Annotated in this window: 20 protein-coding genes; 6 read left to right on the forward strand and 14 right to left on the reverse strand. The window is 74.5% G+C overall.

What is annotated here, in order from left to right; genetic code table 11:
• Positions 1–72: 72 nt before the first annotated feature.
• Positions 73–729, reverse strand: a complete 657-nt coding sequence (locus ACFVHB_RS18805; protein WP_380322915.1) for a hypothetical protein — start codon at positions 727–729, stop codon at positions 73–75.
• Between the two features lie 299 nt (positions 730–1028).
• Here ACFVHB_RS18805 and ACFVHB_RS18810 point away from each other — a divergent pair, with 299 nt between their 5' ends.
• The 3 genes from ACFVHB_RS18810 to ACFVHB_RS18820 all read left to right on the forward strand — a co-directional run bounded on the left by ACFVHB_RS18810 (position 1029) and on the right by ACFVHB_RS18820 (position 2282).
• Positions 1029–1373 (forward strand): rodlet layer protein, encoded by a 345-nt coding sequence (locus ACFVHB_RS18810; protein ID WP_313764319.1) that lies wholly within the window; start codon positions 1029–1031, stop codon positions 1371–1373.
• Positions 1374–1452: 79 nt separating this feature from the next.
• Positions 1453–1797 carry a rodlet layer protein gene (locus tag ACFVHB_RS18815; protein WP_360182585.1) on the forward strand — a complete coding sequence of 115 codons (345 nt, stop codon included), beginning with the start codon at positions 1453–1455 and terminating at the stop codon, positions 1795–1797.
• 221 nt (positions 1798–2018) lie between these two features.
• Positions 2019–2282, forward strand: coding sequence for a hypothetical protein (locus ACFVHB_RS18820; protein WP_380322919.1), 264 nt, complete (start codon positions 2019–2021; stop codon positions 2280–2282).
• A 75-nt stretch (positions 2283–2357) separates the two neighbouring features.
• Here ACFVHB_RS18820 and hemB read toward each other — a convergent pair whose 3' ends face one another.
• The 7 genes from hemB to ACFVHB_RS18855 all read right to left on the reverse strand — a co-directional run bounded on the left by hemB (position 2358) and on the right by ACFVHB_RS18855 (position 9833).
• Positions 2358–3338, reverse strand: a complete 981-nt coding sequence (hemB, locus tag ACFVHB_RS18825) for a porphobilinogen synthase (protein ID WP_380322922.1) — start codon at positions 3336–3338, stop codon at positions 2358–2360.
• A gap of 81 nt (positions 3339–3419) precedes the next feature.
• On the reverse strand, positions 3420–5087 hold the full coding sequence (locus ACFVHB_RS18830; protein ID WP_380322925.1) for a uroporphyrinogen-III synthase: 1668 nt from the start codon (positions 5085–5087) through the stop codon (positions 3420–3422).
• Entirely contained in the window at positions 5084–6094 is a 1011-nt protein-coding gene (gene hemC, locus ACFVHB_RS18835; protein WP_380322928.1) for a hydroxymethylbilane synthase, read from the reverse strand. Before hemC ends, ACFVHB_RS18830 begins: the two co-directional genes overlap by 4 nt.
• Before the next feature lie 41 nt (positions 6095–6135).
• Complete coding sequence (locus tag ACFVHB_RS18840) at positions 6136–7473, reverse strand: glutamyl-tRNA reductase (protein WP_380322931.1); 1338 nt, start codon at positions 7471–7473, stop codon at positions 6136–6138.
• Positions 7474–7504: 31 nt separating this feature from the next.
• The gene (locus ACFVHB_RS18845; protein ID WP_380322934.1) at positions 7505–8407 is read right to left on the reverse strand and encodes a redox-sensing transcriptional repressor Rex; all 903 of its coding nucleotides are present in this window, start codon (positions 8405–8407) and stop codon (positions 7505–7507) included.
• 101 nt (positions 8408–8508) lie between these two features.
• Positions 8509–9372 carry an exonuclease domain-containing protein gene (locus ACFVHB_RS18850; RefSeq protein ID WP_380322937.1) on the reverse strand — a complete coding sequence of 288 codons (864 nt, stop codon included), beginning with the start codon at positions 9370–9372 and terminating at the stop codon, positions 8509–8511.
• A 176-nt stretch (positions 9373–9548) separates the two neighbouring features.
• Positions 9549–9833: a glutaredoxin family protein gene (locus tag ACFVHB_RS18855; protein WP_380322940.1), complete on the reverse strand. Its 285-nt coding sequence runs from the start codon at positions 9831–9833 to the stop codon at positions 9549–9551.
• A 117-nt stretch (positions 9834–9950) separates the two neighbouring features.
• Here ACFVHB_RS18855 and ACFVHB_RS18860 point away from each other — a divergent pair, with 117 nt between their 5' ends.
• The 3 genes from ACFVHB_RS18860 to ACFVHB_RS18870 all read left to right on the forward strand — a co-directional run bounded on the left by ACFVHB_RS18860 (position 9951) and on the right by ACFVHB_RS18870 (position 13896).
• Positions 9951–10970 (forward strand): HAD family hydrolase, encoded by a 1020-nt coding sequence (locus tag ACFVHB_RS18860; protein ID WP_380322943.1) that lies wholly within the window; start codon positions 9951–9953, stop codon positions 10968–10970.
• Between the two features lie 576 nt (positions 10971–11546).
• Complete coding sequence (locus tag ACFVHB_RS18865) at positions 11547–12329, forward strand: ECF subfamily RNA polymerase sigma factor, BldN family (protein ID WP_380323073.1); 783 nt, start codon at positions 11547–11549, stop codon at positions 12327–12329.
• 256 nt (positions 12330–12585) lie between these two features.
• The gene (locus ACFVHB_RS18870) at positions 12586–13896 is read left to right on the forward strand and encodes a DUF5667 domain-containing protein (RefSeq protein ID WP_380322946.1); all 1311 of its coding nucleotides are present in this window, start codon (positions 12586–12588) and stop codon (positions 13894–13896) included.
• Positions 13897–13953: 57 nt separating this feature from the next.
• Here the strand turns inward: ACFVHB_RS18870 and ACFVHB_RS18875 are convergent, their stop codons facing one another.
• From ACFVHB_RS18875 to ACFVHB_RS18900, 6 genes are all read right to left on the reverse strand, one after another.
• Positions 13954–14964 (reverse strand): lysophospholipid acyltransferase family protein, encoded by a 1011-nt coding sequence (locus tag ACFVHB_RS18875; RefSeq protein WP_380322949.1) that lies wholly within the window; start codon positions 14962–14964, stop codon positions 13954–13956.
• Positions 14965–14971: 7 nt separating this feature from the next.
• A complete protein-coding gene (locus ACFVHB_RS18880; RefSeq protein WP_380323076.1) occupies positions 14972–16078 on the reverse strand; it encodes an NAD-dependent epimerase/dehydratase family protein in 1107 nt (368 codons plus the stop codon).
• Between the two features lie 149 nt (positions 16079–16227).
• Positions 16228–16326, reverse strand: a complete 99-nt coding sequence (locus ACFVHB_RS18885) for a 30S ribosomal protein bS22 (RefSeq protein ID WP_003948845.1) — start codon at positions 16324–16326, stop codon at positions 16228–16230.
• Positions 16327–16514: 188 nt separating this feature from the next.
• Complete coding sequence (locus tag ACFVHB_RS18890; protein WP_148644250.1) at positions 16515–16724, reverse strand: helix-turn-helix domain-containing protein; 210 nt, start codon at positions 16722–16724, stop codon at positions 16515–16517.
• 203 nt (positions 16725–16927) lie between these two features.
• Entirely contained in the window at positions 16928–18124 is a 1197-nt protein-coding gene (locus ACFVHB_RS18895; protein WP_380322954.1) for an acetoin utilization protein AcuC, read from the reverse strand.
• Between the two features lie 109 nt (positions 18125–18233).
• Positions 18234–18647, reverse strand: coding sequence for an HGxxPAAW family protein (locus ACFVHB_RS18900; RefSeq protein WP_380322957.1), 414 nt, complete (start codon positions 18645–18647; stop codon positions 18234–18236).
• Positions 18648–18653: the final 6 nt, after the last annotated feature.

Genomic DNA, 18653 nt, shown 5'->3' on the forward strand with positions numbered 1-18653 from the left:
CCGTCCTCGCGGAAGGGGTACCGGGCTCTCGGGCGGCGGAACGGCCGAGCCGCGTGCCCGGGGGCGGACGGCTCAGAGGTTGGCGAGCCCGGCCACCCCGGTCTGCTGCACCACGCCGGTGGTGGTCGCGGTGGTGGTCGTGGCCAGGTTCTCCAGCGAGTCGGTGACCGAGATCCGCTCGTCCTCGTTGCCGAGGGTCGCCTTGGCGCCCGGGACGGCCTGGACCGCGCCGGTGATCAGCCGCGGGTCGAGCTCGTCGACCTTGAGCGCCCCGTCGGCCAGCTGGCCGGTGCCGTCCTGGGCGAGCGCGAGCGGCTTGCCGAGGCCGATCCCGGGCGTGTCGGCGTGCAGCGGCGCGGCCGGGGCCTCCAGCAGCAGCTCGCCGAGGTCGGCGCCCTGGTCGACCAGCGGCAGCGGCAGCTCGGCCTTGGCCGTCGGCCCCACCTTGCCGGTGCCGAGCGCCGGGACGAGCCGGTCCGGGACCAGCTCGGTGCCGGTGGTCCGGCCGGGCACGGGCGGCATCACCAGGGAGGTCGGGATGCCGCCGGAGATCCGGCTGTCCAGCGGGGCGAGCGGCACGTCGACCGGGACCTGCTGGGTGGCCAGCCTGTCCTCCAGAGCCCCGACCTGGTCGGGGTTGACGGCGGCGGCGGACGCCGCCCCCGGGGAGGCGAGCATGCCCGCACCGACCGCCAGCAGCATCGCACCGGCCCGCTTGGAGAACTTCATGCTTTTCACCGTTCTGCTGTCCGTACTGGGGATCTGGGGGGACGGCTGCGCGGGCGCAGCCGGAAAGCACTCTGTCTCAACGAGTCACCCGGAGCCCGGATTGCGGCGGTTAACCGGTTCGGCCTAATAATCCGACCGCAAACCCCTTCCGGCCGCGCCTCCCGGACTCTTTTCAAAAATCCCCGTAACCTTCCGTGCCGTCATTCTTTGATCTCAATGTCAGTGACCGCAGACCGGGTCTGAGCGTTGTACGCGTTGTACGCACGGAAACCAAAAGCATTTCAGAGAGGGATCTCCCCATGATCCAGAAGTCCTTCGCCGCCGCCGGCCTGGCCGTCGCCGCGCTGGCCGCCGCCGCGGCGCCGGCCTCGGCCATCGCGGACTCGGACGGCTCCGCCGCGTCCCTCCAGGGCAACGGCGGGACCAACTTCACCGGCACCGTCGGCGACAACAGCCCGAACTTCCACTTCCTGGACAACGCGAACGTCTGCCTCCCCGAGATCCACAACATCGCGGTCGGCGTGCTCGGCGTGGCCGTCCCGGTCGAGGTCCCGATCGCCAACAGCGGTGGCAAGCAGTACTGCACCCAGGGCCAGGGCACCCAGAGCAAGGGCGACTCCGGCGTCTCGCACCTGATCGGCTGACCCGCTCCCCCAGCTGCACCACCCCCCTGAACCACCCTTCGAATCGCTCCCCGATTCACCCCCGAGAGGAAACCCAGAAATGATCAAGAAGACCCTCGCCGCCGCCGGCCTGGCCGCCGCCGCCATCGCGATGTCCGCCGGCTCGGCTTCCGCCATCGCCGACTCGGACGGCTCGGCCGTCTCCGCCCAGGGCAACGGCGGCACCAACCAGACCGGCACCCACGGCAACGGCAGCCCGAACTTCCACACCCTGGACAACGCGAACGTCTGCCTCCCCGAGGTGCACAACATCGCGGTCGCCGTCATCGGTGTCGCGGTTCCGGTCGAGGTTCCGGTCCTCAACAGCACCCCGAAGCAGATCTGCAACGTCGGCCAGAACACCCAGTCCTCGGGCGACGCGGGTGTCTCGCACCTGATCGGCTGATCCAGGGGCATGGCGCGGACGGAGGGCCCGGGGACTTCTCCCCGGGCCCTCCGGGCTTTGCGGCGATCGAGTGTCCGGCCGGGCCCCCCGTTCGGGTGCGGTCCGGCCGGGTGACAGGCCGTCGGCGCGGCGCGTGGGGCGCCTCGGCGGACGGCAGCGTGTGTTCACGTGATCAGTGGCAGAGCGCTCCGAACGAGCGCTCCGAACGAGAGGGCAGATCCATGAAGAGCAAGCTGGGCAAGGCCGCACTGACCGCCTTCGGCGCGCTGGCGCTGGCCGGCGTCGCCACCCCGGCGTTCGCCCACGTCGGCCTGGCCGGCGGCGGCGAGTTCGTCGCCTCGGCGCACCCGGTGTTCGCGGCCGGTGAGTGGTGGGGCGTCGCCCACACCTCGCACATCCTCACCGGTGCCCACGGCTGGGGGGCCGCCACCTCCACCGACCTGGCCGGCGGCGAGGAGGGCTTCGCCCACATCGGCGGCTGGTAACGGCGAGCCGGTGACAGCGTGAAGGCCGGGTACCTCCCGCGGGAGGTACCCGGCCTTCCGGCGTACGGTGGCGCGCTACCGGACCATCGCGGCGGCTTCGAGCGCCCAGTAGGTGAGGATCTGCTGGGCGCCGGCCCGGCGGATCGAGGTCAGCGTCTCCAGGATCATCCGCTCCCGGTCGATCCAGCCGTTCGCCGCGGCGGCCTCGACCATCGCGTACTCGCCGGAGACCTGGTAGGCCGAGACCGGCACCGGCGAGGCGTCGGCCACCTGCCGCAGGATGTCCAGGTAGGCCATGGCCGGCTTCACCATCACCAGGTCGGCGCCCTCGGCGAGGTCCTGCTCCAGCTCGCGCAGCGCCTCCCGGGCGTTCGCCGGGTCCTGCTGGTAGGACTTGCGGTCGCCCTTGAGCGAGGAGCCGACCGCCTCCCGGAACGGGCCGTAGAACGCCGAGGCGTACTTGGCGGTGTAGGCGAGGATGCCCACGTCCTGGTGCCCGGCCTCGTCCAGCGCCCGGCGGACGACACCGATCTGGCCGTCCATCATCCCGGACGGGCCGACCAGGTGGACGCCGGCGTCGGCCTGCACCCGGGCCATCTCGGCGTAGCGCTCCAGCGTCGCGTCGTTGTCCACGCTGCCGTCGGCGGCCAGCACGCCGCAGTGGCCGTGGTCGGTGTACTCGTCCAGGCAGAGGTCGGACATGACCACCAGGGAGTCGCCGACCTCGGAGACCACGTCGCGGATCGCCTGCTGCAGGATGCCGTCCGGGTTGGTGCCCTCGCTGCCGACGGCGTCCTGCACCGCGGGCACGCCGAACAGCATGACCCCGCCCAGGCCCGCCTCGGCGGCCTCGACCGCGGCCTTGCGCAGGGTGTCACGGGTGTGCTGGACCACGCCCGGCATCGACGTCACCGGGACCGGCTCGCTGACGCCCTCGCGGACGAACAGCGGGAGGATCAGCTCGGCCGGGTGCAGCCGGGTCTCGGCGACCAGGCGGCGCATCGCCGGGCTCTGCCGGAGCCGGCGGGGGCGAACGTACGGGAATTCAGCGGACACGGCTTCTCTCTCCGAACGGTTGTGCAGCGCCGGGGGCGGCGGGTGGACCGCCCCCGGCCTGGGTGCTTCTCGCGCAGGGACTCAGCGGGCCTTGCGGCGCGAGCCGGGGCGGCGCTCGCTGGGCCGGTAGACCGGCTCGCCCGCCGCCGTCGCGGTGTCGCGGCGCTTGGCCCCGAAGTCTGCCAGGGCCTGGGCCAGTGCCGCCGCCGACGGGGCCGGAGCCATCACGTCGACCCGCAGGCCGTGCTCCTCGGCGGTCTTCGCGGTGGCCGGGCCGATGCAGGCGATGACCGTCACGTTGTGCGGCTTGCCGGCGATGCCGACCAGGTTCCGCACGGTCGAGGACGAGGTGAAGAGCACCGCGTCGAAGCCGCCGCCCTTGATCGCCTCGCGGGTCTCGGCCGGCGGCGGCGAGGCGCGCACCGTCCGGTAGGCGGTCACGTCGTCGACCTCCCAGCCCAGCTCGACCAGGCCGGCCACCAGGGTCTCGGTGGCGATGTCGGCGCGCGGCAGCAGCACCCGGTCGATCGGGTCGAAGACCGGGTCGTACGGCGGCCAGTCCTCCAGCAGGCCGGCCGCGGACTGCTCGCCCGAGGGCACCAGGTCCGGCTTCACGCCGAAGTCCACCAGCGCCTGCGCGGTGGTCTCGCCGACCGCCGCGACCTTGATGCCGGCGAACGCCCGGGCGTCCAGGCCGTACTCCTCGAACTTCTCGCGGACGGCGCGCACCGCGTTCACCGAGGTGAAGGCGATCCACTCGTAGCGGCCGGTGACCAGGCCCTTGATCGCCCGCTCCATCTGCTGCGGGGTGCGCGGCGGCTCGACCGCGATGGTCGGCACCTCCTGCGGCACCGCGCCGTACGAGCGCAGCTGCTCGGACAGGCCGTGGGCCTGCTCCTTGGTGCGCGGCACCAGCACGTTCCAGCCGAACAGCGGCTTGGTCTCGAACCAGGAGTGCGAGGCGCGGTGGGCGACCTGCTCGCCCACCACGGCTATCACCGAGGTCGCCGGGTCCACCGGGGCGGAGACCGGCGAGGGCAGCACCCGGGCCGCCTTCAGGTCGGCCGCGATGGTGGCCAGCGTGGCGGTGAAGGTGCGCTGCCGGGTGGTGGTGCCGGAGAGCGTCGCGCTGAGCGCGGACTCCGGCTTGCGGCCGTTGGCGACCAGCGCGTTGGCGGTGGCCGGCAGCTGGCCCAGGGTGGTGCGGACCACCAGGGTGGTCTCCGGCGCGCCCAGGTCCACCGGGCTGCCGGCCAGCAGCGCGGCGCCGTCCACGAACCGCACGTCGGTGCCGGCCGTCCCGCGCAGCGGCACGCCCGCGTACGCCGGCACGCCGACCGACTGGGCGACGCCCGGGATCACCTCGAAGGCGATCCCGTCACCGGCGCAGCTGAGCATCTCCTCGGCGGCGCAGCCGTCCAGGCCCGGGTCGCCGTCGACCGTGCGGACCACGTGCTTGCCGGCCCGGACCGCCTCGGCGACCAGCTTGGCCAGGTCGAACTCGGCGCCCTCGACGGCGGGGGTGTGCACCTGCACGCCGGCCGGACAGTGGCTGCGCACGGCGGCGGCGGTCAGCGGGTCGGCGACCAGGATGTCGGCCGAGGCCAGCACCTCGACCGCGCGCAGGGTCAGCAGGCCCGGGTCCCCGGGGCCCGCGCCCAGGAAGGTGCACCGCCCGGCGGGGGCCGGCCCGCCCGCGAACGGGCTGTCGGCCGGGAACGGGGTGTCGGTGGCAGCGGTGGGGCTCATCGGGCTCGCTCCCCCATCAGGGCGGCCGCGCCCGCGTCGAGCAGCCGGGCGGCGAGGGCGTGGCCGAGGGCCGTCGCCTGCTGCTCGGCGGTCTCGTCGAGGACGATCGGACCGTTGGCGGACATCTTCAGCAGGGTGGCGCCGTCGACGGTGCCGACCACGCCCTCCAGCCGCAGTTCGTACTCGTGACCCCAGGTGGCCAGCGCGGCGACCGGCGCGGAGCAGCCGGCCTCCAGGGTGGCCAGCAGGGCGCGCTCGGCGGCCACCGCGACCCGCGTGGGGAGGTGGTCGAGGGCGGACAGCGCGGTGATCAGCCCGCGGTCGGCGGTGGTGCACTCGATGGCGAGCGCACCCTGGCCGGGGGCCGGGGTCATCAGCTCCGGGTCGAGGTGCTCGGTGATCTCGGCGCTGCGGCCCAGCCGGTTCAGACCGGCGGTGGCCAGCACCACCGCGTCCAGCTCGCCGGAGGCGACGAAGCCGATCCGGGTGTCCACGTTGCCGCGGATCGCGACCGTCTCCAGCTGGGCGCCGCGGGCCCGGGCCCAGGCGTTCAGCTGGGCCATCCGGCGGGGCGAGCCGGTGCCGACCCGGGCGGTGCGGCCCGCGCCGGCCAGCTTCTCGACCAGCTCGCCGAGGGCCAGGCCCTCCTGCGCCACCAGGGCGTCGCGGACGTCCTCGCGCTCGGGCACCGCGGCCAGCACCAGGCCTGCGGGCTCGGCGGTGGGCAGGTCCTTCAGCGAGTGCACGGCGAAGTCGATCCGGCCCTCCAGCAGCGCGTCCCGCAGCGCGGAGACGAACACGCCGGTGCCGCCGATCTGTGCCAGCGCCTCCCGGGAGGTGTCGCCGTAGGTGGTGATCTCCACCAGCTCGACGGGGCGCCCGGTGAGCCGGGTCACCTCGCGGGCGACCATGCCCGACTGGGCCATGGCGAGCGCGCTGCGCCGGGTGCCGAGCCGCAGGGGTGCGGTGGCGGCCGGGGCCTGGTCGGTGAGCGGTTGACCATTCATGAGGTGATCGTCCCGGTGGTACTCGTGGGATGGCTGACGGTTCATCTGGCGCCCCCGCCCGAAGGCTGCTGGGTGCCGATCGGGGTGCCCGAGACGGCGTGCACGGCCGCCGGGTCGAGGTCGAACAGCTCGCGCAGCGCGTCCGCGTAGGACGCGCCGCCGGGCTCGGCGGCCAGCTGCTTCACCCGCACGGTCGGCGCGTGCAGCAGCTTGTCGACCACCCGGCGGACGGTCTGGGTGATCTCGGCGCGGGAGCGCTCGTCCAGGCCGGGCAGCCGGGCGTCCAGGCGGCCCAGCTCGGCGGCGACCACCTCGGAGGCCATCGCCCGCAGTGCCACCACGGTCGGGGCGATCCGGGCGGCCCGCTGGGCGGCGCCGAACGCGGCGACCTCGTCGGCGACGATGCCGGAGACCGCGTCCACGTCCCCGGCGCCGGGGGTGGCGGCGTGGGCGTGCGAGAGGCTCTCCAGGTCGACCAGGAGCGCGCCGGGCAGCTCGTGCACGGCGTGGTCGACGTCGCGCGGCATGGCGAGGTCCAGCAGGGCCAGCGGCTCGTCGCCGTTGCGGGTCGCCACCGCGGCGGCGACGTCCTGGGCCTTGATCACCACGCCGGCCGCGCCGGTGCAGGAGATCACCAGGTCGACGTCGGCCAGTGCCTCGGGCACCTTGGCCAGCTCGACCGTCCGGGCCACGCCGGCGCCGAGGATCTCGACCAGCCGCTCGGCGCGCTCGGGCGTCCGGTTGGCGATCAGCAGGTCGGTGACGCCGGAGCGGACCAGGGTGGCGGCAGCCAGCGAGCTCATCGAACCGGCGCCGACCACCAGGGCCCGCTTGCCCGCGATCTCGCCCGCGCCGGCCGCGACCTGCTCCAGGCCGAAGGTGACCAGCGACTGGCCGGCCTTGTCGATGCCGGTCTCGCTGTGCGCCCGCTTGCCGACCCGCAGGGCCTGCTGGAACAGCTCGTTCAGGCCGCGCCCGGCGGTGTGCTCCTCCTGGGCCGTGGCCAGGGCGTCGCGCAGCTGGCCGAGGATCTGGCCCTCGCCGACCACCATCGAGTCCAGGCCGCAGGCGACCGAGAAGAGGTGGTGGACGGCGCGGTCCTCGTAGTGGACGTAGAGGTGCGAGGTCAGCTCCTCCAGGTCCACCCCGCTGTGGTGGGCCAGCATCAGCGACAGCTCGGCGACGCCGGCGTGGAACTTGTCCACGTCCGCGTACAGCTCGATCCGGTTGCAGGTGTTCAGCAGCGCCGCCTCGGCGACGGTCGCGGTGGCCGCCGCGTCGTGCAGCAGCCGGGTCGGGACGTCACCGGTCAGGGCGGCGCGCTCGAGCACGCCGACCGGGGCGGTGCGGTGGCTCAGCCCAACGACAAGAAGACTCACGACCGCCCCCTGGTGCCACGGTTCTGGTAACTCACGCCGGCATCACCGCGGAGAGCTCACCCTCGCCGCCCTTGCCGGGCTTGGCCTTGCCCGCCGCCTCGGCGTCCTTGGCGGCGACCGGCTCGGCGGCCGGGCGGGACTTGCCGCTGCCGCCGGCGGCCCGGCGCAGCTTGGCCGCGGCCGCGCGGACCGGTCCGGGCGCGCGGTCGAGCACCGACTCGGTGCGGTCGGGCTCGTCGCCGGCCTTGCGCTGCTCGTGGAAGGCCAGGATCTGCAGCTCGATGGAGAGGTCCACCTTGCGCACGTCCACGCCGTCCGGGACGGTCAGCACGGTCGGGGCGAAGTTGAGGATGCTGGTGACGCCGGCCTCGACCAGCCGGTCGCAGACCTGCTGGGCGGCACCGGGCGGGGTGGTGATCACGCCGATCGAGACGTGCTGGCTCTCCACGATGGACTCCAGTTCGTCCATGTGGCGCACCGGGAGGCCGGCCGCGGTGCTGCCGACCACGGCGGGGTCGGCGTCCAGCAGCGCGGCCACCCGGAACCCGCGGGAGGCGAAGCCGCCGTAGTTGGCGAGCGCGTGGCCGAGGTTCCCGATGCCGACGATGACGACCGGCCAGTCCTGGGTCAGGCCCAGCTCGCGGGAGATCTGGTAGACGAGGTACTCGACGTCGTAGCCCACCCCGCGGGTGCCGTACGAGCCGAGGTAGGAGAAGTCCTTGCGCAGCTTCGCGGAGTTCACGCCGGCGGCGGCCGCCAGCTCCTCGGACGAGACGGTCGGCACCGAGCGCTCGGAGAGCGCGGTGAGGGCCCGCAGGTAGAGGGGAAGGCGGGCGACGGTCGCCTCCGGGATGCCCCGGGCACGCGAGGGTCGGCGCGCGGCGCCCTGGTCGGGCGTCTGCGAACTGCTCTGTGGTGATCGGCCGATTGCCACGGTGCTCCTGTGGGTGAAGCTGGGCTTTGGCAGCCAGGCTATGCGTTTGTGAACGTGTGCACAAAGATGGTGTCCGATTTGTCCCCGCACAGTGATGCGCATCACGCCGTTGACCCCATAGCACCGGTTTCCTTCCGGGCCGTCGCCGGGGGCCGGACCCCGGCCGTGCCCGGGCCGCACTGGGGCGGGACCAGGGGTCGCGGGAGCGGCCCCGACAGGGGCTCCGGCAGGGAATCCGGCAGGGGCTCCGGCAGGATCTCCCGCAGCAGCCCGGGCAGGGCGTCCTCCGGCGACGCGAGCGGCTCGCGGCGCAGCAGCGGGACCGGCTCGCCCGACGGCCGGGAGCGCGCCCGGCCCAGCCGCGGCCACGGCACCCGGGCCGCCTCGCGCAGCGGCACCGCCCAGTCGTCCGGCGGGCAGGACGGCGCCGCCAGGCAGTGCCGCAGCAGCTCGGCGGTGGCCCGGGCGTCCCCCAGCGCGGTGTGCGCCGGGTACCAGCCGAGCCCGGCCGCCTCCGCGCAGGCCGCCAGGCCGAAGCCGCGGGCCTGCGGCAGGTGGGCGCGGGCCAGCCGCATCGTGCAGAGCAGCGGGACCGGCGGCAGCGGGACGCCGATCCGGGCGAACTCGCGATCCAGGAAGGCGTGGTCACAGGTCACGTGATGGCCGACCAGCACCCGGCCGGCCAGCAGCTCCAGCAGCCGCGGCGCGATCTCGCGGAACCGGGGGGCGCCCTCGACGTCCGCCTGGGCGATCCGGTGCACGTGGGTCGGGCCGACCGGGCCCAGCGGGTCCAGCAGGGTGCAGAACTCGGCCTCCGGACGCAGCTCCCCGTCCAGCAGCACCACGGCCACCTCGACCACCCGGTGCCGCCACGGGCTGCGGCCGGTCGCCTCCACGTCCACGACGGCGAAGCCCCCGGCCCCGGCGGGGGCGACGGGCAACCCTGGGGTCGGGCCGGGAAGCATGGCGGCACTCCTCGCGTGCTCAGCCCCCCACGGGCGCAAACGAGTTCGATCGTAAGCCGACCACAAGGGACCGCCCCAGGCCGATTCCGGTTTTCTTCACAACGATTCGGCGAACCGCCCCCGCCGGTCGGCGGGGGCGCCGGGAGGCGCTGTGGGCCGCGTCACCCGCTCCCCGCTCAGGCCCCCAGGGCGGCGCGGAGGCGGCGCTCGTCGACCCGCCAGAAGTCGTGCTGGCGACCGTCGATCAGGGTGACCGGGATCTGCTCCCCGTACTTCCGGTACAGCTCCTCGTCCCGCATGATGTCCAGCTCCTCGAAGCCGGCGCCCAGCTCGCCGGTCACCCTGACGATCACCTCCCGGGCGTCGTCGCACAGGTGGCAGCCCGGCTTGGCGACCAGGGTCACGGTCCGGTCGGCCGGCTTCGGGCTCGGGTTCTTGTCACGTCGCAGCAGTGGGCTCACCCGGCCATTGTGCCGCGCCCCGCCCGCTCGGCCCCCGGCCGGAGGCCGTCCGCCGTTCACCGCGCGGGCACGCCGCCGTCACGGCTCCTCCCGGGCCGGCTGGCTATGCTCGGTGGCATGGCCGTGCTCCGAAGGCTCACCCAGGCTAGGCGTTCCACCACCGAGCGGACCGCCCTGGCCGGCGAAGCCGCAGCCGCGGCGGCGGAGGCCGCCCTGCGGGTCGAGCCGACCGCCCTGGTGGAACTGGCGGAACCGGCGGAACCGGCCGCGGAGGAGCCCGCCCCGGCGGGACCGGCCCCGGCGACCGGGAAGCCCGCGAAGGCCCCGAAGGCGCCCGCCGGCAACCACACCCCCGAAAGGGACGACCCGCGCGCCGCCGCCTTCTTCGACTGCGACAACACCATCCTGCGCGGAGCCGCGATCTTCTACCTCGGGGTCGGCCTCTACCGCCGCGGCTTCCTCACCCGCCGTGACATCGCCCGGTTCGCCTGGCAACAGGCCTGGTTCCGGCTGCACGGCGCCGAGGACCCGGACCACATGGCCGACGCCCAGCACACGGCGCTCGGCCTGGTGGCCGGCAAGCGCACCGCCGACCTGGAGGCCATCTGCGAGGAGGTCTTCGAGCAGGTCGTCGCCGACAAGATCTGGCCCGGCACCCGGGCCCTGGTCCAGATGCACCTGGACGCGGGCCAGCGCGTCTGGCTGGTCACCGCGGCCCCGCTGGAGGTGGCCCGGGTGATCGCCCACCGGCTCGGCATGACCGGCGCCCTCGGGACCGTCGCCGAGGCCCGGGACGGCCGCTACACCGGCCGGCTGGTCGGCGACCTGCTGCACGGGCCCGCCAAGGCGGCCGCCGTCCGCGCGCTGGCCCGGCACGAGCGGCTCGACCTGGACCGCTGCGCCGCGTACAGCGACTCGGCGAACGACATCCCGATGCTCTCGCTGGTCGGCCACCCGTACGTGGTGAACCCGGACGGCGCGCTGCGCCGGCACGCCCGGGCCCAGGGCTGGCGGGTGCGGGACTTCCGGACCGGGCGCAAGGCGGCCCGGGTGGGCCTGCCGGCGGCGGCCGCGCTGGGCGTCGTCGCGGGCGCGGCGGCGGCCGCGGTCGCCCTGCACCGCCGGCAGCGCGCCTAGGTCGTGTGATGGCGGAACCCTCCCCTGTACGGGTGAGCGGCAGTCAATACGCATACCGACCACGCCCCTCGTACGGGCGAACTCCCCGGCTCCACCGGGCCCTCCGGACCCTCTGAACGAACCTGCCACCCGCTGACCGGTTCTGATCGTTCGCCAGACCGGGAAAGTCGGGGATTACCGAGGCCAAGCTCCGGGAAACCGCCCGCCGGACGGCCGAATTGGTCACCCAGCGCACCCGTTCGATCACGTTGAGCCGGATGAACGATGACACGTTCGGTCAGTGTCAGCCGAATATGCGCGCCATGTGGATCCCAAACGACCACTTCGACCACACGGTGTAGCTGTCATTGCACAAAGCGTTATCCTCTCCTGGATGCACGTCACCCACGTGCCCCTCCCGACCGGGCGGCGTGGGCGTGCTCTCCGCGCAGGCGGAGGTGATCCGTCCACAGTTCTGCCTCTGGGAGTCCCGTGTACCCACCCGTCCGGAACGACGCGCCTGCACCCTCCCGCCCGTCGACCGCGCCCCTGCGCTCCCGCACCAGCCTCCGCGGCCGCCCGGCCTCCGCCCGACAGATCTCCACCGGACTGGAGCTGTTGCGCAGCCTGCTCCGCAGCCAGCTCGCCGCCTCGCCCCAACTCGTCCCCGCCGGCGCCCCGTTCGGCTACGGCCAGCCCCAGCCCGTCGGCCTGGCACTGCGCACCACCGCCGCCGGCTCCTCCGCCGGCACCGGCTCGCGCGGCCGCTCCGGGACCGCCGGCACCGGCCGCAGCCGGACCCGGACGACCCCGAGCCCCGGCTACGAGACCGAGCACAACCCGATCATGGAACTGGTCGAGCGGGCCCAGGCCGGCGAGAGCGAGGCCTTCGGCCGCCTCTACGACCACTACGCGGACACCGTCTACCGCTACATCTACTACCGGGTCGGCAGCCGGGCCACCGCCGAGGACCTCACCAGCGAGACGTTCCTGCGCGCGCTGCGCCGGATCGGCACCTTCACCTGGCAGGGCCGGGACTTCGGCGCCTGGCTGGTGACGATCGCCCGCAACCTGGTGGCCGACCACTTCAAGTCCAGCCGGTTCCGGCTGGAGGTCACCACCGGCGAGATGCTCGACTCCAACGAGTGCGAGCGCAGCCCCGAGGAGTCGGTGCTGGAGTCGCTCTCCAACGCCGCCCTGCTGGAGGCGGTGCGCCGGCTCAACCCGCAGCAGCAGGAGTGCGTCACGCTCCGCTTCCTGCAGGGGCTCTCGGTGGCCGAGACGGCCCGGATCATGGGCAAGAACGAGGGCGCCATCAAGACCCTCCAGTACCGCGCGGTCCGGACGCTGGCCCGGCTGCTGCCGCCCGACGCGCGGTGAGCACCGCACCACGGGGGGAGATAACCGGAGGGCCGTCACCGTCGGTGCCGGCCCGACACGTCCGGGTGAACGGTCGGTCCGATGATCAGCCGTGCGTAACCGACCGCCCGCACCGCTCGTTGGCCAGCGTGCAAGCCCCCACCAGGCGTACGGTCAAGTCGAATTGCGACCTCTCACCCGATGGAGTGGCTTTGGCCCGCCGAGGCAACCGTCCGGCAGGCCGGGGTGTCGACAACGACGAAGGGAGGTGTGGCCCGTGACGGCAAACGTGCTGGAGCACCGGCGGGCGAAGGCCTTCGCCGAGGCGCTGGAGGCCCACCAGGCAGAGCAACGCGGCGCCGCAGCCGCCGAATCGGCCAACACCGCTTCCACCGGAGCCGGTTCGGCCGCCATGGCCGAGCTGGTCGGCATGGCCGGTGCACTCGGCGCGCTGCCCGGGCCGGAGCTGGACCCACAGGTCCGAACCGTCCAACGCGCCCAGCTGATGGCCGCGTTCGAGCAGGCGTTCGCCGGCGGCCCGGGCGCCGTGGTGCCCCGCCAGCGCAGGCACCGGGCGCTCCGGGCGGCCCCGCGCGGCCGCTGGAGCCGCCGGTTCGCGATCGGCGGGCTGGTCGCCGGCCTCGCCGTCGGCAGCTTCGCCGGCGCGGCCGCCGCCAGCTCCAACGCCCTGCCGGGGGACACGCTCTACGGCATGAAGCGCGGCCTCGAAGGGCTCCGGCTCAACCTCGCGGACTCCGACAGCGAGCGCGGCGAACTCCTGCTCGGCAACGCCGCCACCCGGCTCGACGAGGCCCAGAGCCTGGTCGGCCGGGCGGATTCGGCCGGGTCGCTCAGCCCGGGCACCGTCGAGCGGGTCCGCAAGGCGCTGGACGACATGCACGCCGACGCCCTCAGGGGCCGCGACCTGCTGCGCTCGGTCTACCGCAGCAACGGCTCGCTCGACCCGATGCGCACCCTGGCCGGCTTCGCCCAGGACGAGGACGACCGGTGGAGCGAGCTGCAGAGCAAGCTGCCGGTCCAGCTGATCCCGCAGGCGCACCTGGTCGACCAGCTCTTCGACGACATAAGCGAGGACGTCGCGCCCCTGCGCCTGGCCCAGCCGCCCGCCAAGGGCGGCGGTACGGCCGGCACCGGGACGGGCGGCGGCGCGGGCTCCGCGGCGAACGGCGGCTCCCCGGCCGACACCCCGGCCGGCGGCGGCAACGCCGCACCGGGCGCCGGGCCGGCCCAGGGCGGCGGCGCGGGCAGTGCGGGCGCCGGCAAGCCCGGCACCGCCGAGCGGCCCCCGTCCGCCGGGGCGAGCACGCCCGGCGGCAGCGGCGGGGCCGGTCTCCCGAGCGGCGTGCCCAGCAACGCCCCGGCCGCGGTCAACGGTCTGGTCGACAACCTCACCAACGGGCTCACCGGCACCAAGCCCTCGCCGAGCCCCGACCCGGCGCCCGACCAGGCGCCGCCGCAGCCGTCCGCGTCGCCCAGCGCCGCCACCGACGGCGGCCAGCAGCAGGGCGTCGACGTGCCGCCGCTGATCCCCGGGCTGCTGCCCGGGCTGCGGATCCTCGGCGGCTGACGACGGGAGCACCCGGCCGAGGGGCCCGGCGACAGCGCCGGGCCCCTCGGCCTGCCGTCAGAAGAACACCGAACGCCGCTGCACCAGCAGCTTGTAGAGGGTGTGCTGGACGGTCTCCCGCACCTGGTCGGCCAGGTCGAAGACCAGCATCGGGTCGTCCGCCGCCTCCACCGGGTACCGGTCGGTGGCGATCGGCTCGCCGAACTGGATGGTCCACTTGGTCGGCAGCGGCACCGCGCCGAGCGGCCCGAGCCACGGGAAGGTCGGCGTGATCGGCACGTACGGCAGGCCCAGCAGCCGGGCCAGCGTCTTGAAGTTGCCGATCATCGGATAGGTCTCCTCCGCCCCGACGATCGAGCAGGGGACGATCGGCACCCGCGCCCGCAGCGCCGAGGAGACGAAGCCGCCGCGCCCGAAGCGCTGCAGCTTGTAGCGCTCGGAGAACGGCTTGCCGATGCCCTTGAAGCCCTCCGGCCAGACCCCGACCAGTTCGCCGCGCTCCAGCAGCGCCTGGGCGTCCTCGTTGCAGGCCAGCGTGTGGCCGGCCTTGCGGGCCAGCTCGTTGATGCCGGGCAGCACGAACACCAGGTCGGCGGCGAGCATCCGCAGGTGCCGCCGGCTCGGGTGGTGGTCGTGGATCGCGACCTGGGTCATCAGGGCGTCCAGCGGGATCGTCCCGGAGTGGTTGGCGACGATCAGCGCACCGCCCTCGGCCGGGATGTTCTCGATCCCGCGCACCTCGACCCGGAAGTACTTCTCGGCCAGCGGGCGCAGCAGCGAGAGCAGCACCTGGTCGGTCAGCTCGCGGTCGAAGCCGAACTCGTCCACCTCGTAGTCGCCGGTGAGGCGGCGGCGCAGGAAGGCCAGGCCCTCGGTGGCGCGGCCCTCCCAGCCCTTGCCGAACAGCCTGGTGGCCGCCGGGCCGAGCCGTCCGGCCAGCGCCCCTCCGACGGCGTCGGCCAGCTGGTCGGCCAGCCCGGCCGGGCGGTGGGGCTCGCTCCAGCTGGGCGCGGACTCGATCGGGATGACCTTCGCCTCGCCCGGCACGTTCTCGGCTGCGGCACTCATCGCGGGTTCAGCTCCTGGGTCGGTTCGGACGGGAGGCCGGCGTGGCGGGGGCGGACGGGCCGGCGTCGCGGCCGAGCAGCCCGGCCAGCCCGTCGGTGACGGCGGCGAGCCGCTCCGGCGGCAGCAGACCGGGCGACTGCGCGGCGGCGAAGTCGGCGAACGCCTCCGGGGTGGTGTACCGCGGGCGGTAGCCGAAGGTCTCGCGCAGCCGGGCGGTGTCCACCACCCGGCCGTGGGTCAGCAGCCGGAGCTGCTCGGGCGAGAAGTCGACCAGCCGGGTCTGCCGGGCCAGCCCGGCCATCCAGCTGATCGCGGGCAGCAGCAGCGGCAGCATCGGCCGGCCCAGCCGGCGGGCGCACTGGGAGAGCAGCAGCACGCCCTCCCCCGCGACGTTGAAGGTGCCGGTGTTCACGGTGCCCGGCTCCGGCTCCTCGCAGGCCCGGGAGAGCACCGCGAGCACGTCGTCCTCGTGGACGAACTGCAGCCGCGGGTCGTAGCCGAGGACGGTGGGCAGCACCGGCAGCGCGAAGTACTCGCTGAGCGGGGTGTCGGCGCCGGGGCCGACGATGTTGGCGAACCGGAACACCGTCACCGCGACGTCCGGACGGCGCCGGGCGAAGCCGCGGACGTAGCCCTCGACCTCCACCACGTCCTTGGCGAAGCCGCCGCCGGGGAGGTTCTTCGGCTGGGTCCGCTCGGTGAACACCGCCGGGTCGCGCGGCGCCGAGCCGTACACGCCGGTGGTCGACTTCACCACCAGCCGGCGCACCCCGGGCGCCTTCTGGCAGGCGCCGAGCAGCTGCATGGTGCCGATGACGTTGGACTCCTTGACCGCCGAGCGGTTGGTGGAGCCCAGTCCGGTGGCGCTGACGGCCAGGTGGACGACGGTGTCGACGCCGTGCTCGGCGATCACCCGGGCGACCGCCGGGCGGCGCAGGTCGAGCTGGTGGAACCGGTACGGCGCGGCGGGCCCGTCCGGCTCCTCGACGGGCTGCCGGGGCGGCTGCACGTCCACGCCGACCACCAGGTCGACCCCGGGCCCGCGACGGAGCTCGGCGGCGAAGCGGGCCCCGAGCCGGCGGGCCACGCCGGTGACGAGCACGACCGTCCCCACAGTGCTGCACCCCATTTCCTCGGCTCGGCGGCCTGCGTGCACCGTACCGCGCCGCCGTACCGTGCCGTGAGACGACACCGCCCGCCCGGGCCGCGGGGGCCTGGGCGGGCGGTGGAAGCGCCGGGCGCGCGGAGCGCGGCCGGGGGCGCTTACTTCTTGTTGCGACGCTGAACGCGAGTCCGCTTCAGAAGCTTGCGGTGCTTCTTCTTGGCCATACGCTTGCGACGCTTCTTGATGACAGAGCCCACGGAACAACCCTCGCTCACTGAGACTCTCGCCCGTGAGAGACGGAGTCCATACGACTGACGGAGGGCCTTAGCCTACCGTCCGTACGGCCAGGGCCGTAATCGTGCCTCCCGGGACCGGGAAACTCGCGGGAAATCTGTGGCAAACGAGTGCGGGGCCCACCGGCTGTGGACCCCGACCCGGTCAGGTCCTACGCGCTCTCGAGCCGCACGTAGGACTCCTTGAGGTACTCGTGCACCGCCTGCTGGGGCACCCGGAAGGACCGCCCGACCCGGATGGCCGGCAACTCTCCGCTGTGCACCAGCCGGTACACCGTCATCTTCGACACCCGCATGACCGCGGCCACCTCGGCCACGGTCAGGAAGACGACTTCCTGCAGGGGGCGTTCGCCGGAACTCATGACCATCACCCGACCCTTACCCGTGTGCAAGGCACCGGCTTCCCCTCCGGTGACTCCACCGGCACACGTGTATCCCCAGAGTAGTTATGGGTGGTACCAGTGGGAAGAGGGAGAAGCGCAGTCCTCGTACGGTGAGAGATAAGCCTGTTGCAGTACGTAGTCGCTCGGCGGTCTGCGGTAGCGGGCGTGCGCACCGCCCCGGCTCAGGGCAGCAGGCCGTGGTGCGGCAGGACGGCGCGGCGGGCGGCCAGGATCGCCTGGTCGAGCCGGTCGGCGGGATCGTAACCCGCGTCGAAGTCCCGCCAGGACGGCCGGGCGCCGTCGGTCATCCGCAGCGGGGCCGGGCGGCGGGTGCGCCGGTAGACCTCGGCGCGCCAGGCCTCCGGGGTCTCGGTGGCCGGGTCGACGGGCCGGCCGGCGGCGGTGGCCACCAGGTGGGTCCAGCTCCGCGGGACGACGTCCACGACGGCGTAGCCGCCCCCGCCGAGGGCGATCCAGCGGCCGTCCGCGTGCTCGTGGGCGAGGGCGTGCAGTTCCTCGGCGATCAGCCGCTGGGCGTCCACGGTGACGGCGAGGTGGGCGAGCGGGTCCTCCAGGTGGGTGTCCGCGCCGTGCTGGGTGACCAGGACCTGCGGGCGGAAGGCGGCCAGCAGCTCGGGCACCAGGGCGTGGAAGGCGCGCAGCCAGCCGGAGTCGCCGGTGCCGGCCGGCAGCGGCAGGTTGGCGGCGGTGCCCGGGGCGCCGGGGCCGCCGGTCTCGGTGGGCCAGCCGGTCTGCGGGAACAGCGTGGCGGGGTGCTCGTGCAGCGAGACGGTGAGCACCCGGGGGTCGTCCCAGAACGCCTGCTGGACGCCGTCGCCGTGGTGGACGTCCACGTCGACGTAGGCGACCCGCTCGGCGCCGAGTTCGAGCAGCCGGGCGATGGCGAGGGCCGGGTCGTTGTAGATGCAGAAGCCGGAGGCCTTGCCGGGCATGGCGTGGTGCAGGCCGCCGGCGAAGTTGACGGCGTGCGGGGTCTCGCCGCGCCAGACCGCCTCGGCGGCGGCCACCGACTGCCCGGCGATCAGGGCGGAGGCGGAGTGCACGGCGGGGAAGGACCAGTTGTCGTCGGTGCCGAGCCCGTGCCGCTGGTCCTGCTCGTCGGGGTGCTCGGCGGCGTGCTTGACCGCCTCGACGTACTCGCGGGTGTGCACCAGCCGCAGCGTGGAGTCGCCGGCCGGCGGGGCGGAGCGGACGGTCACGCCCGGTCCGGCGTGCAGCCCGAGCGCCTCCACCAGCCGCATGGTGAGTGCCAGCCGGGTCGGGTCCATCGGGTGGCCGGGACCGAAGTCGTAGGCGGTGACCGCCTCGTCCCAGAAGAGGTGCAGGCCGCAGGGGGTGTCACGCTCGGCTTCGGGCATGGCCTCCACCGTAGCGGGTGGGGGCGCCCGGGCCGCCCCCGGGCCGGGGCGAGTCCCGTGCGGCGGGTGGGTCCGCGGGGTACGGGTGACCCCCGTGCCGCGGGTGGGCTCAGGCCCCGGCCCGCTGGCGCACCCGACCGGTCGCCGGCGCCGCGGCGGGGGCGGGGGCGACGACAGCGGGGGCGGGGGCGGGGCCGCAGGCGGGAGCGGGGGCGCGCTCGGGCCGGCGCCCGGCCAGCCGGCAGCCGAGGCAGTCGGGGTGCCCACGGCGGCCCGCCGGGTCGGGCCGGCGCCAGTGCCGGTGGCCGTACGGGCGCGGGCCGGTGGGCTTGCCCCAGCCCGCCAGGTGGAGGACCCAGCTGGCCAGCCCGCCGAGGAGGACCAGGCCCGCGCCGAGCCAGAGCCCGGCGGCCGAGCCGGCCGCGAACGCCACCCCCGCCACCGCGGAGCCGAGGGTGGCCACGACCGACCCGGTCCAGCCGGCGACGGTGTGCCCCATGTCGTGATCGCCGTGTGCGCCCATGTCTCC

It is taken from the genome of Kitasatospora sp. NPDC127111, assembly GCF_042677465.1.
Classification (GTDB): Bacteria; Actinomycetota; Actinomycetes; order Streptomycetales; family Streptomycetaceae; genus Kitasatospora.

Excerpts from the sequence above, each read along its gene's own strand:
- ACFVHB_RS18810 (WP_313764319.1), top strand. The coding sequence starts at position 1,029 with ATGATCCAGAAGTCCTTCGCCGCCGCCGGCCTGGCCGTCGCCGCGCTG.
- ACFVHB_RS18895 (WP_380322954.1), bottom strand. The coding sequence starts at position 18,124 with ATGCCCGAAGCCGAGCGTGACACCCCCTGCGGCCTGCACCTCTTCTGG.
- ACFVHB_RS18815 (WP_360182585.1), top strand. The coding sequence starts at position 1,453 with ATGATCAAGAAGACCCTCGCCGCCGCCGGCCTGGCCGCCGCCGCCATC.
- ACFVHB_RS18890 (WP_148644250.1), bottom strand. The coding sequence starts at position 16,724 with ATGAGTTCCGGCGAACGCCCCCTGCAGGAAGTCGTCTTCCTGACCGTG.
- ACFVHB_RS18850 (WP_380322937.1), bottom strand. The coding sequence starts at position 9,372 with ATGCTTCCCGGCCCGACCCCAGGGTTGCCCGTCGCCCCCGCCGGGGCC.
- ACFVHB_RS18875 (WP_380322949.1), bottom strand. The coding sequence starts at position 14,964 with ATGAGTGCCGCAGCCGAGAACGTGCCGGGCGAGGCGAAGGTCATCCCG.
- ACFVHB_RS18820 (WP_380322919.1), top strand. The coding sequence starts at position 2,019 with ATGAAGAGCAAGCTGGGCAAGGCCGCACTGACCGCCTTCGGCGCGCTG.
- ACFVHB_RS18830 (WP_380322925.1), bottom strand. The coding sequence starts at position 5,087 with ATGAGCCCCACCGCTGCCACCGACACCCCGTTCCCGGCCGACAGCCCG.
- ACFVHB_RS18805 (WP_380322915.1), bottom strand. The coding sequence starts at position 729 with ATGAAGTTCTCCAAGCGGGCCGGTGCGATGCTGCTGGCGGTCGGTGCG.
- ACFVHB_RS18860 (WP_380322943.1), top strand. The coding sequence starts at position 9,951 with ATGGCCGTGCTCCGAAGGCTCACCCAGGCTAGGCGTTCCACCACCGAG.
- ACFVHB_RS18900 (WP_380322957.1), bottom strand. The coding sequence starts at position 18,647 with ATGGGCGCACACGGCGATCACGACATGGGGCACACCGTCGCCGGCTGG.
- hemC (WP_380322928.1), bottom strand. The coding sequence starts at position 6,094 with ATGAATGGTCAACCGCTCACCGACCAGGCCCCGGCCGCCACCGCACCC.